Below are 14,513 nucleotides of genomic sequence, written 5' to 3'. Positions count from 1 at the left end.
CAACCTACGTGAACGACGTTCGGACCACGGATCGTCGCCACCGGTGTACGCGCTGTCGATATCGATCTGGCATCCTCGACCCGAACAGGCATTTCGCAGAGGGCCGGTTTTTCATATGGTGTAAGTCCCCCGGCGGCGGAGGTGGTTGTGCGCGACCCCCTGGCGGAGCCTTCGGACCTCATCCGGAGTGTGTCCCGCGCGCTACGAGTGCTCGAAGCGGTCGGCCGTGCCCCGCGCGGACTGACTGTCAAGCAGATCGCCCGGCGCTGCGAGTTGACCGTGGCGACCACGTACCACCTGGTCCGGACCCTGGCCTACGAGGGCTACGTGATCCGGCGCGAGGACGGTACGTACATCGTGGGGTTGGAGGTCGCCGACCGGTACCGGGAGTTGGTGACCGCGTTCCGGGGCCCGCCCGTGGTGGGCGAGTGCCTGCGCCGGGCGGCGCTGGACAGCGGCTACAGCCACTACCTGGGCCGGTTCGTCGGTGGTCAGGTGGCGATCACCGCGGTCGCCGAGGGCCCCCGCTCGCCGTACCTGGAGGACCTGGTCCCCGGGTTCGACGAGGGGGCGCACGCCACCGCGCTCGGCAAGGCGCTGCTGGCCACGCTCACCACCGAGCAGCGCCAGCGGTACCTGCGGGAGTACGGCATGCGGGCGTTCACCTCGGCGACGCTGACCAGCCCGGAGGCGTTCGAGGCGGACGTGGCCGCCGGTGACCGGCGCGGGATGCAGTTGGAGCTGGGGCAGTTCCGGCAGGGGGTGGCCTGCGCGGCGGTGCTGATCGCGCCGGACAAGGACATGGAACGCCGGACGGTGCTGGCCTGCGCGCTGCCGGCCAGCGAGATGATGACCTCGGCCCGGGTGGTCCGCGCCAAGCTGCTCACCGTGGCCCGCGCGATCGCCGAAGGCCTCGCCACCGACCAGTGAGGACGTAAGGAAGGGCCCCTTGTTAACACCCGGGTGTTAACAAGGGGCCCTTCCTTACCCCGCGAAGCGGGCTCAGCTTCCGATCGGGCCGCCGTCGAGCCGCCAGGCGACCACCACGCCCGGCTTGGCGATGTCACCGTCCGGCCAGTTGGAGGCCGGGTTCTCCACGGAGGCCCCGGTCAACTCGCCCGGGTGCTGCACGGCCACGAAGACCGACCGGTTGTCGCCGGTGATGAACGGGCCGCAGGTCTCCGCGCCGATCGGCACGGTGAGGAACTGCTTGAGGTGACCCCGCTCCGGCCCCTCCACGGCGGTGGCGAAGAGGCCGTCGTTGCTGCCCAGCGCGTTGCCGTCGGTGGAGATCCAGAGGTTGCCGGCGGCGTCGAAGGCGACGTTGTCCGGGCAGGAGATCGGGGAGACCTTCGTCTTGTCGTACCCGCCGAAGTAGGTCGACGGGTCGGCCGGGTCACCGCAGACGATCGGCAGCGACCAGGTGAAGGTGTCCGAGGTGTTGTCGTTGCCGTCCTCGACCAGCTCCAGGATCTGGCCGTGCCGGTTGCTGTTGCGCGGGTTGGCCTCGTCCGCCGGGGGCCGCCCGGCCGCCCCGCGCTCGCTGTTGTTGGTCAGCGCCACGTACACCTTGCCGGTGCGCAGGCTCGGCTCGACGTCCTCCGGGCGGTCCATCTTGGTCGCCCCGACCGTGTCGGCCGCGAGCCGGGTGAAGACCAGCACCTCGGCGGCGGTCATCCCGGGCACGAACGAGCGGGTACCGCTGACCAGCTTGATCCACCGGCCCCGGCCGTCGAACGCCCCGTCGGAGGGGAGCGTGCCCGACCCGTCGATCTCGGCGGCGCTGGTCTGCTCCAGCCTGGCCACGTAGAGGGTGCCGGACTCCAGCAGGCTCAGGTTGTGCTGGCGGGCGGCCCAGGAGTCGCCCCGGCGGTACTTCTTGTCGGAGACGAACTTGTACAGGTAGTCGAAGCGCTCGTCGTCACCCATGTACGCCACGACACGGCCGTCGCCGGCGACGATCACGTTCGCGCCCTCGTGCTTGAACCGGCCCAGCGCGGTGTGCTTGCGCGGCCGGCTCTCCGGGTCGAACGGGTCGATCTCGACGATCCAGCCGAACCGGTTCGCCTCGTTCGGGTGCTTCGCCAGGTCGAACCGCTCGTCGGCGCGTTCCCACTTGCGGCTGCCGCTCGGGTACCGGGCGGTGGTGGAGATGCCGTACCGGGCCAGCTTCGGCTTGACGTCGTCGGCCACCGCGTCGCCGCCGACGAAGTACTGGTTGAAGTTCTCCTCGCCGGAGAGGATGGTGCCCCACGGGGTCATCCCGCCGGCGCAGTTGTTCAGCGTGCCGATGACCACCTTGCCGCGCTGGTCGGCGGCGGTCTTCAGCCACGGCGAGCCGGCCGCCGGACCGGTCACGTCGAACCGGGTGTGGTGCGCGGTGACCCGCCGGTTGTACGGGCGGCGGCCCTTGGTGACCACCTGCCACTCGCCGGTGCCGTCGACCCGCTCGATCTCCACCACGGACATGCCGTGCGCGGCCATCGCCACCCGGACCTGCTCCACCGTCATGGCGTCGAAGGTGGTGAAGCCGGGGAACATCAGGTCCTCGTTGGTGTACTCGTGGTTGACCACGAGCAGCGCCCGCCGGCCCTGCCGGTCCAGCGGGAGCACCCCGACGTAGTCGTTGTTGTAGCCGAACTGCTTCGACTGCCGCGCGGCGGTCTGCCGGTGCAGGTCGAAGGCCGGGGCGTCGGGTACCACCGGGTCACCCCAGCGCAGGACCACCGAGTGGTCGTACCCGTTCGGCACGACCAGGGTGTCGAGCCGGTTCGGCGGGATCGACTTGAAGGTCAACGCGCCGCTGCCGGTGTTCCGCGCGGGGGCGGCGAAGTCGCTGACCTCGGGCAGCACCGGGGTCGCCGGGGCGGCCGGCGCGGCGGCGGCCGGGGCCGCGCCCGCCGCGGCGGCGCCACCGAAGCCGAGGACCAGCGCGCCGACCGCGCCGGCCCGGACCACGTTGCGCCGGGAGACCTCGGCCTGGACCAGGTCCCCGAAGTACGGGTTGTCGGACTGGTTGGGCACCGGGTGGTCACAGGCGTTGCCGCATCGGTACAGGCAGGTCATCGCATCGCGGCTGCCGTGACGGTGGGTGCCCAGCAGGGGGAGCAGCCGAGGACGGTCGCTCATGGAAGAGCCTCCTGGAGAAGGGGTCGAGACGCGCCGGATCAACATCCGTCGTGCACCGGCCGGACGTTGCCAGGGCGCGGTGAGCGGTCGTCAGCCTCGACGTGAACCGGATGTGAACACCTGTCCCGGGGCATCCGGGCTGAGCTGGGCTGAACCGTTGCGGGTCGCGGTACGTATCTCCCGGGGAACGCACCGGCAGGACTCGTCGGAGTCAGGAGACCGCCATCAGCGACCACGACGCCCACCTGCTCCGCGCGCTCCACGACGAGCACGCGGAGGCGCTCTTCGCGCACGCTCTGCGTCTGGTCAACGGGGACCGGCAACGCGCCGAGGACCTGGTGCAGGAGACCCTGCTGCGGGCCTGGCGGCACCCGGAGTCGCTGGACCCCCGGCGCGGCTCGGTCCGGGCCTGGCTCTTCACCACCGCCCGGAACCTGGCCATCGACGCCTGGCGGCGGCGGTCCAGCCGGGTCGGTGAGGTCTACACCGACGAGCTGCCCGAACCGCCCCCGGCGGTCGACGAGACGGAGCGTGCGGTGGAAGCCTGGACCGTCGCCGAGGCCCTGAACCGGCTCAGCCCGACCCACCGCGAGGTGCTGGTCGAGTGCTTCTACCAGGGCCGTTCGGTGACCGAGGCGGCCTCCCGGCTGGGCGTGCCACCGGGCACCGTGAAGTCCCGCACCCACTACGCGCTGCGCTCACTACGGTTGGTCCTGGCCGAGATGGGAGTCACGGGATGACCGGGTGCGAGTTCGCGTTCGACGACGGCGCGTACGTGCTGGGGGCGCTGCCGCCGGGGGAGCGGGCGGCGTACGAGCGGCACCTGTCCGGCTGCGCGGCCTGCCGGGAGGCGGTGGCGGAGATCGCCGTGCTGCCCGGCCTGCTCAGCCGGCTCGACCCGAACGCCCTGGACCAGTTCCTGCCCCCACCGGTGGAGTCCTCCCGGGTGCCCGTGCTGCTGGACGCCGCGCGGGACCGTCGGCAGGGCGAGCGGCGGCGTCACCGACGCCGGTACGTCGGCACGGGGCTGGTCGCCGCCGCCGTCGCCCTGGTCGTCGGCTTCGGCGCGGCGACCCTGCTGCCCGACGGGGGGGCCGGCCCACCGCCGCCGGAGATCCGGATGGTGGCGATGCAGCCGGTGGCCGGGGCGGTACCGGTCTCCGCCGAGATCGGGCTGACCGCCACCGGCTGGGGTACCGAGGTGACCATGCGCTGCGGGTACGACGCGGGTGCCGGCCACGGCAAGGCGTACACCTTCCGGCTGGTGGCGCACGGCCCGGACGGCGCCACGGAGCAGGTCGGCTCCTGGCTGGCCGCCCCCGGGGACGACCTGCGGCTGACCGGCACCACCCGGTTCACCGGGGCGGAACTGGTCCGGCTCGAACTGCTCCGCGCCGACGGCACCCCGGTGCTCGGCTACGACGTCCGCTGAGCGGCCCCGTGCTGGTCGCCCGCGCGTCCGGCGGGTGCGGCGGGCACCCTGGTCAGCGGGGGGCGGGGACCTCGACGACGGCTGACGCCGGCGGGCGGGTGGCGCGGCGGCGGGTCTGCCGCAGCGCGTCCAGGGTGAAGGCGACCAGCGCCAGCCAGACCAGCACGAACCCGGCGATCCGGGCCGGCGGCATCGGCTCGTGGAAGATCAGTACCCCGCAGGCGAGCTGGAGGATCGGGGCCAGGTACTGCAACAGGCCGAGGGTGCTCAGCGGCAGCCGGTTCGCCGCCCCGGCGAAGAGCAGCAGCGGGATGGCGGTGACCGCGCCGGCCAGGATCAGCAGCACGGTGTGCCCGGTGGAGACCTGCCCCAGGGTCAGCTCCGACGACCAGGCCAGCCAGCCCAGGTACCCCGCCGCGGGCAGCGCCAGCGCCGCCGACTCGACCAGCAGCCCCTCGGCTGCCGGCAGCTTGAGCTGCTTCTTCACCAGGCTGTACGTGGCGAAGCTGGCGGCCAGCAGCAGGGCCAGGTACGGCAGCCGGCCGTAGTCCACGGTGAGCACCACCACGGCCACGCCGCCGAGGCCGAGCGCCACCCACTGGGCGGCCCGCAGCCGCTCCCCGAGCATCGTCACGCCGAGCAGCACCGCCACCAGCGGGGTGATGAAGTACCCGAGGGCGGTCTCCACCACCCGCTCGGTGTCGACGCCGTAGATGTAGGTGCCCCAGTTGACCGCGATCAGCACGGCGGCCAGGAAGATCCCGGCGAGGGTCCGGGGCCGGCGCAGCAGCGACCGCAGGAAGCCGAGGTTGCGCAGGGCGGCGAGCAGCAGCGCGACGAAGACCACCGACCAGACGATCCGGTGGGCGAGGACCTCCAGCGGGCTGGTCGGGCGCAGCAGCCGCCAGTACAGCGGGAAGAAACCCCAGCACAGGTAGGCGGCGATCCCGTACAGGTAGCCCAGGCGAAGCTCGGTCACCTCGACACCGTAAGGGGTGTGCCCGGGTCTTGTTCCTTTCCGGTGACCGGCTTCACCCGCTGGTCGTACTCCATCCAGTGTTCCGGGTGCACCGGGGCGAAGCCGAGCTTCGCGTACACCCCGTGCGCGTCGACGGTGGCCAGCAGGATCCGCCGTACGCCGAGGCCGGCCAAGTGGTCCCGGACTGCACCGGCCAGCCAGGTGCCCAGCCCGCGACCCCGCTCGGCGCGGTCGACGTACACGTCGCAGAGGTACGCGAAGAGGGCCCCGTCGCTGATCACCCGCCCCACCGCCACCTGCCGACCGTCCCCCGGCCGGTAGACGCCGAACGGGATCGAGCCGGCGAAGGCCCGCCGCGTCGTCTCCCGGTCCCGCCCCAACGCCCAGTACGCGTCGGTGCTGAGCCAGTGGTGCACCAGGTCCAGGTCGAGGCGCTGCGGGTCGGTGCTGAGCAGGTAGCCGTCGTCACGGGTCAGGTCGGTCACCCGGTCACGCTAGCCCGCGCCCCGTCCCCGGCCACCAGCCAATTTCCGTCAGGTGGCCGGGGCGGGGCGGCGGATCAGTCCCGGTCCAGCAGGGCGCCCAGGACCCAGGTGACCACGCCGACGAAGAGCGCGCCGAGCACCGCCGCCGGCCAGAAGCCGTCCACCTCGAACGGCAGCCCGACCTGACCGGCGATCCACCCGGTGAGCAGGAAGAGCAGACCGTTCACCACCAGCGCGATCAGGCCGAGCGTCAGCAGGTAGAAGCCGCAGCCCACCACCTTGATGATCGGCTGGAGCACCGCGTTGACCACCCCGAAGATGACCGACACGAGGACCAGCGTGACGACCGTCTCGGTGGTCGACGCCGCCGGCAGGTCGATGCCCGGGATCACCAGGGTGGCCAGCCAGAGAGCCACGACTGTCGAACCGAGCCTGATCAGAAGACCTTTCAACGAATCCATGGCCGGGATGGTGCCACGGGCCTGCGAACGATCTCCACCCTCAGCGTCGGGCGGGCCGGCCGACCACCTGCGACTCGATCGGGGTCGGGGAGAGCAGTGCCCAGCGCAGGGCACGCCGGTTGACCACGGCGACCATGTCCTCCCGGATCCGGGTCAGCCACCCCGCCGACCCGCCGAGCCCCAGCGCGGTGCCGGCCAGCGCCGCCTCCCCGGCGTCGAGCGGTTGCAGCACCGCCAGGTCGGCGCGACCCAGCGGGTCGACGTCCGCGACGGTCAGCTCGTCCCGGACGACGAGGCTGGTCTGCCACGCCGGACCGGGCCCGGCGTCGGCCGGCACCGGGCCGGCGTCGACCACCAGCAGCAGCGGTCGCAGCGGCGAGCCCGGCGGCCCACCCGGCGCCCGGCCCGGCGGCAGCACCGGGATGGTGCCGCCGGGCGAGCCCACGCCCCGGACGAACGACTCCCACGCCCGGGGCCGGCTGGTCTGGACCACCACCCGGGCGCCCAGCGCCATCGCCCGCAGGGCCATCAGTTGAGCCGCGCGGACCCCGCCGACCAGCACGATCCGGGTGGGCTCGGGCCGGAAGACCCGGACGGTCAGCGCGCCGCCGTGCCGGTTGGCGCCCATCATCAGACCCGCGTCGTCCAGGGTCAGCTCCAACTCCTGCTCCGGCTCCCCGGTGCCGGGCCCACCGGTCGGCGGGCCGAACCCGGAGACCGCGATCGGAAGCGTCCCGGCCAGCCCGGTCAGGTGCTCCCCGTCGAGCCGGCGCACCTCGCCCCCGAGCATCGTCACCAGCCGTCGCAGCGCCGCCCCGGCCGTCTCCAGCTCCGCCGTCGTCCAACCGGCCACCCGCACGGTGAGCTGGGTGCGGGCGGTGGCCGCGCGGGGGCCGGCGGAGAGCGTGACGGTGGTCGCCGCCGCCGGCAGGGCGAGCATCCGGGAGACCAGCCGGCGCCCACCGTCGGCCCGCAGGTCCGGCCAGCGGCGCAGCCGGAAGGTGGCCTGCACCAGCGGGCCGGTCCGGACCGCCTGCCAGGTCTCCTGCGTCGGCTGGCCGTCGTCGAGGTGGGCGCACTCGGCGAGGACACGCAGCGCGGCGTGCTCCCCGAGCGGGCGGGCGGGCACCGGGCCGAGCCGGCGGACGATCCGCCGGAGCACCCCGGCCAGCGCCCGGCGCAGGTCCTCGTCGGACCACCCGTCGGCCCGCAACACCCGGACCGCCAGCACCGCCCGGCCCTGGGCGGGCAGCCGCCCGTCGGTGAGCTGCCGGTACGACGTCGCCGCCGTCGCGCCCCCGGCGGTCGCGGTCGGTGCCGCGACGCCGCTGAGCAGCAGTTGGATCCGGACCGGTGGGCTGTCGGCGGTGGCCGGGGGCAGCAGGCTCACCGGGGCGGGCAGCCGTTGCCGGCCGCCGCCGAGCAGGTCGCCCGGGTCGCCGAGGTCCAGCAGGACGCTCAGCCCGGTCGCGTCGTCCACCACGGCGGCCGGCCCGCCGCCCAGTTCCACGGAGCGCAGCCGCGCGCCGGGGGAGACCAGGTCCAGCAGCTCGGCCGGGCCGGCGGTGGCGGGCAGCGCCCGCCGGCGGGTGACGTACCCGAGCCCGACGACCAGCCACTCGAAGAGCCACCGGCCACGCAGCCGGATCCAGGCGCCGGCGACCAGCAGGCCGGCCCCGGCCAGGGCGGCCAGCACCGGCCCGGTGCCCCGTCCCAGCGCGGCGACCGGCACCGCCAGCGCCACCTGGACGGCGACGAGCTGACCCGCGCGGATCCGCGCGTCCGGCCGGTGACCGCCGGGCATCCACTGTGCGGGGAGGGGCTGCCGAACCGTCTGGGTCGGCGGGCCGGTCGTGGTCGCCGTCACCGCGCCTCCTGTGCCGATCGTCCGGTGGCGTCTGTCGATGCGGCCATCGTAGGGCCCGGACGGCCGGTCCGTTGTCCACAGGGGAGCACCCGGGGTAGCACAACCGGGGTAGGCCGGCTACCGTCAGCGACGAACTCGTGCCGACCCGTACCCGCCGCGGGTGCGACCGGTGGGTCCGCCCGTGGACGCGCCGCCCGGCCGACCAGGACCGAGAAGGAGAGGTGACCCCGGGTGTCCCAGACCCAGGCGGAAGCCGCGGTGATGCAGACGACCGCCGCGAAGTTCGACCAGGTGGACCAGTCGTTGCAGAGCATGCTCAGCGGCCTGATGGCCGAGCTGGAGGTGCTCCAGCAGGCCTGGCGTGGTGCCGGCGGCCGGTCCTTCGCGCAGGTCAAGCAGCAGTGGTCGCAGGACCAGGCCGCGTTGCAGCGGGCCCTGCGGGAGACCGCGCAGGCGATCCGCACCGCCGGCCAGCAGTACGACGTTTCCGACTCCGAGGCCGCCGGCCGGGTCGCCGGCACCAACCGGGGCGGCATCCAGCTTCCGCTCTAGTCGCCGCGAGGTGCCCTCCCGCCACGGGAGTCTCGCCCGGACCGAAAGGGGAACCATCCGATGGACAATGGTGTGCTGGTCGTCAACTTCGCCGCGCTGCAACAGGCCAGCGCGGACATCCAGCGGGCGTTGAACACGCTCGACTCGCAGCTCGGGCAGTTGGAACGGGACGCCGCGCCGCTGGTCGCCAGTTGGGCCGGCGAGGCCCAGCAGGCGTACCAGGTCCGGCAGTCGCGGTGGCGCTCGGCCTCGCAGGACCTCCAGGCCATGCTGCGCGACATCAAGGTCGCCGTGGACGACTCCGCGACGGACTACCTCAACACGGAGAAGCGCAACGTCGGCCTGTTCCAGTGACGGCGGTGGTGGCGCCGCCCGGTGCCACCACCCCACCCCATCCCACCCGCACGACCAGACCGAGCCCGCCGGGGTCGCCCCGGTGGGCTGGCCGCCGCTGCGGCGGCTCCCCGCTGCGGGCCGGCCGGGGACGTCGGGCAGAGCCGGCTCAGGTCGGCCCGGCGGGCCGCCACCGGCGGCGCAGGCCGCGCGGCAGCACCACGGCGAGCAGCACGACGCCGGCCACGCCCGCCGCCGTGACCGTGGCGACCAGCACCGCCCGGTCCCGGGCCGCCGCCCGGCGGGCCTGCCGGGCCGCCAGCGCCGGGTCGGGTTCGTCGTCGGCCAGGGCCAGGTCCGGCGCGGGCCGGGCGATCGGCGCCCCGGAGGTCTCCACCACGGCCCGGTACGGGTTCAGCACCCCCACCCCGTACCCGGCTCCGCCGCCCGGGGCGGGATCGGCGGTGGCGAGCAGGCGGCGCGCCACCTCGGCGGCGGTCAGCCGGGGCCGGTACTGCCGCACCAGCGCGGCGGTGGCCGCCACGAAGGGGGCCGCGTAGCTGGTCCCCTCGGCCCGCCGGTGGCCCTGGCCGGGCGCGGCGAGCAGCACGTCGCTGCCCGGGGCGACCAGGTCCACGTACGACCCGGTCTGCGAGAAGTCGGCGCGGAGCCCCGACGGGGCGATCGCGCCCACCCCGAGCACCCCGTCGTACGCGGCCGGGTACGGCACCGGGTCGCCGCTGTCGTGCAGGTTCCCGGCGGCGGCCACCACGACCACGTCCCGGTCGACGGCGTACCCGACCGCCGAGCGGACCGCCGAGTCGTCGACGTACAGCACCACGGACAGGTTGATCACGTCGGCGCCCCGGTCCACCGCCCACCGGATCGCCCGCGCGAACTCCGCCGCGCCGACCGTACGCCCCGACTCCCGGCCCTCGACCACCTGCTGCTCGCTGACCCGTACCGGCAGGATCCGGGCGCGGGGCGCGAGCCCCCGGAAGGCCACCCCGGGGTGCGGGGCGGCGGCGATGATGCTCGCCACGCCGGTGCCGTGACCGGCGCAGTCGCGGGTGCCGTCGCCGCCCGGGTCGAGCAGGTCGACGCCGTCGAGGACCCGCCCGGCCAACTGTGGGTGTCGCCGGTCGACCCCGGAGTCCACCACGGCCACGGTCACTCCGTCCCCGGTGGCCAGTGGCGACAACCGGTCCGGCGCGTACCGCTGCTGGGGCCACGGGGCCTCGGCGACCGGTCGGGCCGGGGCGACCGGGGTGGCGCAGGCCGGCGCGGCACGGCCCGCCAGCACCGGCCCGCCCGCGACGCCCGGCGGGCCGTCGGCAAGGATGGTGACAGGGCTCGCAGCGGCGGCCGGCGGGGCGTCGGCGTGGGCCGGTGGTGCGGTGCCCGGGACGGCCGTGGCCAGCGCGGCCAGGGCGGTCAGAACCGGCCGCACGGCGCACCGGAACATCGATCGCCTCCGCCTCGTGTCGGCTCCGGAACAGGATGTTATCGCCTGTGTGGTCGGTGCACGGCCCGCTGCCGGCCTTGCCATTGTGATCTTGTTACTACCTTGTAGGTTGTTAGGCGATGCCTATGGCTCGCACGCGGGAGGAGAGGTGGCCGTGACCGGATGGGAGCCGGCCACCGAGGCCGAGGTGGCGATGCGCGACGCGTTGCGCGCCAGCGACCAGGAGCTGTACTTCCAGATCCTCGCCCGGACCGACCTGCTGCTGCCCGTCTCCCAGACGACCGTCGGCCCGGCGGCCGGCTGGGGCACCTGGACCACCGGCGGTCGGACCCACGTGCTCGCGTTCACCTCCGCCGCCGCCCTGCGGGCGTCCCTTGGGGAGAACGCCGGCGCCAGCCGTCGCTCCGGCTACGCCGAACTGGCCACCGGCTGGCCCAACCACGAGTGGTGGCTCGCGGTGAACCCGGGCCTGCCCATCGAGGGGTACCTGCCCGCCTGGTTCGTGGCCCAGCTCTCCCGGGGCGACGTCCGGCTGCCCGGCCGCACCATGGGCGCGCGGGCCCGGCTGGAACGGGTGGAGTCGCTGGCCCGCGCCCGGGCCGGCGTGCACCCGGCCGGCCGGGACGCCCCGGTCGCGCCGGCCGCGCGTAACCCCGCCGTTCCGCCGGCCCCCACCGACCGGCCCGAGGAGCCGCCGACGACGGCGATGCCCCGACCGGCGGCCAGCGCCGGGCCGTACCCGTCGAGCGCGTCGGTCCCGGTGGACGCCGGACCCGCGACGGCGTCGGTCCGGCCGCACCTGCCGACGCGGGGAGCCGGTGAGCCGCCCCCGCCGTCGCGCTACGCCGCACCCGTGGAGAGCCCCGCCCACCCCCTGACCGGGATTCCCGGGCAGCCCACCCTCGCCGGGGGCGCCGGCCCGCCACGGTACGGCAGCTCCGCTCCGCACGGGGGTGAGCGCCGCGAGCCGGAGGCCACGCCGTACCCCGACGGGCCGTCGCGGGGCTCCGCCGCCGCGCCGGCCCCGGCCACCCCGGCGACCGATCCCGGCCGCGCCGCCTCACCGCCGGTCAACGGCTGGTTGACCAGGCCGAGCAGTTCGGCGGCGAGCAGCCGGCCCGCACCGACGGAGCCGCGCCCCGACCCCCGGCGTCCCGGCGGCGAACCGTCGCTGTTCGAGCCGTCGCCCCGACGCCCCCCGGCGGTCGAGCCGCCCCGCCCCACCCAGCGGGCCACCCCGCCGTCCCGCAGCGGCCTCGGCGGCCAGCCGTTCCCCCGACGCCGACCCGCCGGGCCGGCCGGTGGCGACGAGCCGACCCGGGCCTTCCAGTTCGGTCCGGCCGACGAGGAGGCCACCAGGCCGTTCGCGGCCGGGTCGGCCGGCGAGCCGACCCGGGCGTTCCACGCCGGACCGACGGCGGAGGAACCGACCCGGGCGATGCCGTTCGGGCCGGCGCTCGGACAACCCACCCGGGCGGTCCCGTTCGGGCCGGCGGACGAGGAGGCCACGCGGGCGCTGCGGCCCGGTACCCCGGCGGAGCCGACCCGGGCGCTGCGGCCCGACGCGGGGGCCGAGGAGGCGACCCGGGCCCTGCCGCTGCCCGCCCGCCGACCGACGGAGCAGGAGACCGGCCGGGCGTTCCGGCCGGGTACCCCGTCGGAGGAGACCACCCGCCCGCTGACCGTCTCGCGGGCCGAGCCCCCGCCGACGGCGGAGGTCACCCGCCCCTTCGCGGCCTGGCAACCCTCGTCCGACGCACCGGCGACGGCCACCCCCGTCAGCCCGGCGAGCCCGGCCGCTCCGACGAGCCCGGCGGCCTCGACGAGCCCGGTCGGCCCGGTGAGCCCGGTCGGTGGCGGGTCCGGGGCGGTCGGTGGCGGGTCCGGCAGTGCCGGCGAACGGACGGCCTGGCTCGGCACGGCGGCTCCACCGGCAGCGTCCCCGTCGGCACCAGCCGCGCCGGCACCGTCCACGTCGGCCACGCCCGCACCGGGCACCTCGCCATCGGGCGATTCCCCACCGGGCACCCCGCCGTCGGGCACGTCGGCATCAGGCACCTCGCCTTTGGGCACCTCGCCTTCGGGCACCTCGCCTTCGGGCACGGTGGCCACGTCGCCGTCGGCCGCGCCGGGCGTGACCATCGGCGGCGTGGGCACGTCGGCGACCGGCCCGGAGCGGGTCGCCGCCGGGGCACCGGACACCGACGCCGGGGCGGACAGCCTGTGGGAACCGGCGGCGGCGCGGCGGCAGTCGGTCGACCCGGCGGGCCCGGAGCGCAGCGCTGCTGCGGAGCCGTCCCCGGGGCAACCGGCGGAGCCGACCCAGGAACTGGGCGGGTCGGCCGCCGAACCGGTCTCCGGGCCACCCGCGTCCGGTCGGACCTTCACCCCCATCGTGATCGAGGGCACGGTCGTCGAGGCCCGGGACGTCCCGGCGGACGGTGCCGCAGCGACGACCGATGCCTGGTCCGGCACCGGGAACCCCGACCCGGCCCTCGGGACGGAGCCGGCTCCCCCGGCCGACCCGGCGGCCTCGGCCGTCCCGCTGTCACCGTCCCACCCGCTGTCACCGTCCCACCCGGACTCCCTGGTCGACGAGGTGACCGACCAGCCGCTGGCGGGGGCCGTCGACCTGGCCGCCCCGCCCGAGCGGGTCGAGCCGGCCGTCGCGCCCGATCCGGCGGCAGGCCCGGTGACCGCCGGGGACGGGCCCGGAGCGGACGTGTGGGCCGCGGAGACGGCAGCCGCAGCGGCGGAGACGGCGGCTGCGGAGATGGCAGCGGCGGAGACGGCAGCGGCGGAGACGGCAGCCGCGGAGGCGGCGGCGTTCCAGCCGGCCAACGAGGTCGAGGAGGAGTTGCTGGCCGCCGCCGGTAGCGGCAGCACCGACAGCTTCCTCTCCACCCTGCTGCTGGCCCGGGTGCTGCTGCCGGTCGCGCCGGACTCCGCGCCCGGCAGCCGGCCCGGCGAGCCGGGCTTCGTGTGGCGTACCGAGCGGCTCGACGGCGAGCCGTACGTGGTGGTGCACACCTCGCCGGAGCGGCTCACCGACCACCACACGGTGACGGTCGAGACGGTGCTGGTGAAGTTCGTCCAGCTGATCCGGCGCTGGCCCGACGAGGACTGGTCGTTCGCGGTCAACCCCGGTACGCCGATCGGCGCGAAGCTGCCCGGCGAGCAGATCGTCGGGCTGGCCAACTGGGCCGCCGAGGTGGGGCTGGGCGACGACACCGGACCCGAACCGGAGCAGCCGGAGCGGGTCGGGGCCGACGAGCCGGTGAGCCGGCCGCGTCCCGCCCCGGCCGACGACCCCAACCGGCCGGTGGTCATGCAGAAGGCGGTGGCCCCGAGCCAGCTCGCCTACTACCTGGAGCGCGGCTACGACCGGGTGTCCGGCTTCGTGCACCGGGCCAGCGAACTGGCCCACCTGACCACCCCGGCGCACCTGCACGACGCGCTCGGGCTGGCGTACCCCGAATCGCCCTTCGCCCGGGACGCGGACGAGATCTACGTGCTGCGGTGGCCGGCGCACCGGCCGAGCCTCTACCGCATCCCGTACGGGGGGCAGAACGAGGACGCCATGCGGGCGATGGAGGGCTGGGTGATCGAGCGGCCCCCGTTCCGGGGCAACGGCTTCGCGCCGGGGGAGAGCAGCGACGTGGTCGCCGAGTTCAAGGTGGACAGCGCGCGGCTCCCGCACGGGGCCCAGCTCTGCCGGATCGGCGCGGACGGCACCGAACGGGTGGTCGCCGTCCTGGACACCGACGCCCTGCTCTGGCGCCGGGTCGGTGCCCCGTGACCCGGATCGGT

12 protein-coding genes are annotated in these 14,513 nt (G+C 75.3%); 6 read left to right on the top strand and 6 right to left on the bottom strand.

Features of this window, described 5'->3' with window-relative positions:
• The first annotated feature begins 147 nt into the window (after positions 1-147).
• Positions 148-930: an IclR family transcriptional regulator gene (locus AWW66_RS07365; protein WP_067361648.1), complete on the top strand. Its 783-nt coding sequence runs from the start codon at positions 148-150 to the stop codon at positions 928-930.
• 72 nt (positions 931-1,002) lie between these two features.
• Here AWW66_RS07365 and AWW66_RS07360 read toward each other — a convergent pair whose 3' ends face one another.
• A complete protein-coding gene (locus tag AWW66_RS07360) occupies positions 1,003-3,129 on the bottom strand; it encodes a PhoX family protein (RefSeq protein ID WP_067361646.1) in 2,127 nt (708 codons plus the stop codon).
• Positions 3,130-3,374: 245 nt separating this feature from the next.
• Here AWW66_RS07360 and AWW66_RS07355 point away from each other — a divergent pair, with 245 nt between their 5' ends.
• Both AWW66_RS07355 and AWW66_RS07350 read left to right on the top strand, forming a co-directional pair.
• Positions 3,375-3,869 carry a sigma-70 family RNA polymerase sigma factor gene (locus AWW66_RS07355; protein ID WP_067361644.1) on the top strand — a complete coding sequence of 165 codons (495 nt, stop codon included), beginning with the start codon at positions 3,375-3,377 and terminating at the stop codon, positions 3,867-3,869.
• Positions 3,866-4,561 (top strand): anti-sigma factor family protein, encoded by a 696-nt coding sequence (locus tag AWW66_RS07350; RefSeq protein WP_067361641.1) that lies wholly within the window; start codon positions 3,866-3,868, stop codon positions 4,559-4,561. The genes AWW66_RS07355 and AWW66_RS07350 overlap by 4 nt, the downstream gene beginning before the upstream one ends.
• A gap of 52 nt (positions 4,562-4,613) precedes the next feature.
• On the opposite strand, the gene rarD is transcribed toward AWW66_RS07350, so the two are convergent.
• The 4 genes from rarD to eccE all read right to left on the bottom strand — a co-directional run bounded on the left by rarD (position 4,614) and on the right by eccE (position 8,353).
• Positions 4,614-5,540 (bottom strand): EamA family transporter RarD, encoded by a 927-nt coding sequence (rarD, locus tag AWW66_RS07345; RefSeq protein ID WP_067361639.1) that lies wholly within the window; start codon positions 5,538-5,540, stop codon positions 4,614-4,616.
• Complete coding sequence (locus tag AWW66_RS07340; RefSeq protein ID WP_067361637.1) at positions 5,537-6,025, bottom strand: GNAT family N-acetyltransferase; 489 nt, start codon at positions 6,023-6,025, stop codon at positions 5,537-5,539. The genes rarD and AWW66_RS07340 overlap by 4 nt, the downstream gene beginning before the upstream one ends.
• A 74-nt stretch (positions 6,026-6,099) precedes the next feature.
• Positions 6,100-6,486: a phage holin family protein gene (locus AWW66_RS07335; protein ID WP_067361635.1), complete on the bottom strand. Its 387-nt coding sequence runs from the start codon at positions 6,484-6,486 to the stop codon at positions 6,100-6,102.
• Positions 6,487-6,526: 40 nt separating this feature from the next.
• A complete protein-coding gene (gene eccE, locus AWW66_RS07330) occupies positions 6,527-8,353 on the bottom strand; it encodes a type VII secretion protein EccE (RefSeq protein WP_067361631.1) in 1,827 nt (608 codons plus the stop codon).
• Between the two features lie 231 nt (positions 8,354-8,584).
• On the opposite strand from eccE, the gene AWW66_RS07325 reads away from it, so the two are divergent.
• Together AWW66_RS07325 and AWW66_RS07320 are read left to right on the top strand one after the other, a co-directional pair.
• Complete coding sequence (locus tag AWW66_RS07325) at positions 8,585-8,905, top strand: WXG100 family type VII secretion target (RefSeq protein ID WP_067361629.1); 321 nt, start codon at positions 8,585-8,587, stop codon at positions 8,903-8,905.
• 60 nt (positions 8,906-8,965) lie between these two features.
• Positions 8,966-9,259, top strand: a complete 294-nt coding sequence (locus AWW66_RS07320) for a WXG100 family type VII secretion target (RefSeq protein ID WP_067361627.1) — start codon at positions 8,966-8,968, stop codon at positions 9,257-9,259.
• A 148-nt stretch (positions 9,260-9,407) separates the two neighbouring features.
• On the opposite strand, the gene mycP is transcribed toward AWW66_RS07320, so the two are convergent.
• A complete protein-coding gene (gene mycP / locus AWW66_RS07315; protein WP_067361624.1) occupies positions 9,408-10,703 on the bottom strand; it encodes a type VII secretion-associated serine protease mycosin in 1,296 nt (431 codons plus the stop codon).
• Between the two features lie 154 nt (positions 10,704-10,857).
• On the opposite strand from mycP, the gene AWW66_RS35150 reads away from it, so the two are divergent.
• The gene (locus AWW66_RS35150; protein ID WP_245647990.1) at positions 10,858-14,502 is read left to right on the top strand and encodes an SseB family protein; all 3,645 of its coding nucleotides are present in this window, start codon (positions 10,858-10,860) and stop codon (positions 14,500-14,502) included.
• Positions 14,503-14,513: the final 11 nt, after the last annotated feature.

This window comes from Micromonospora rosaria (assembly GCF_001567585.1).
GTDB classification, from domain to species: domain Bacteria; phylum Actinomycetota; class Actinomycetes; order Mycobacteriales; family Micromonosporaceae; genus Micromonospora; species Micromonospora rosaria.
This window is presented reverse-complemented; position numbering and strand designations above follow the sequence as displayed.

Bases quoted from the DNA above. Each gene is read 5' to 3' on its own strand.
- AWW66_RS07360 (WP_067361646.1), bottom strand. From the start codon at position 3,129: ATGAGCGACCGTCCTCGGCTGCTCCCCCTGCTGGGCACCCACCGTCAC.
- AWW66_RS07320 (WP_067361627.1), top strand. From the start codon at position 8,966: ATGGACAATGGTGTGCTGGTCGTCAACTTCGCCGCGCTGCAACAGGCC.
- AWW66_RS07350 (WP_067361641.1), top strand. From the start codon at position 3,866: ATGACCGGGTGCGAGTTCGCGTTCGACGACGGCGCGTACGTGCTGGGG.
- AWW66_RS07335 (WP_067361635.1), bottom strand. From the start codon at position 6,486: ATGGATTCGTTGAAAGGTCTTCTGATCAGGCTCGGTTCGACAGTCGTG.
- mycP (WP_067361624.1), bottom strand. From the start codon at position 10,703: ATGTTCCGGTGCGCCGTGCGGCCGGTTCTGACCGCCCTGGCCGCGCTG.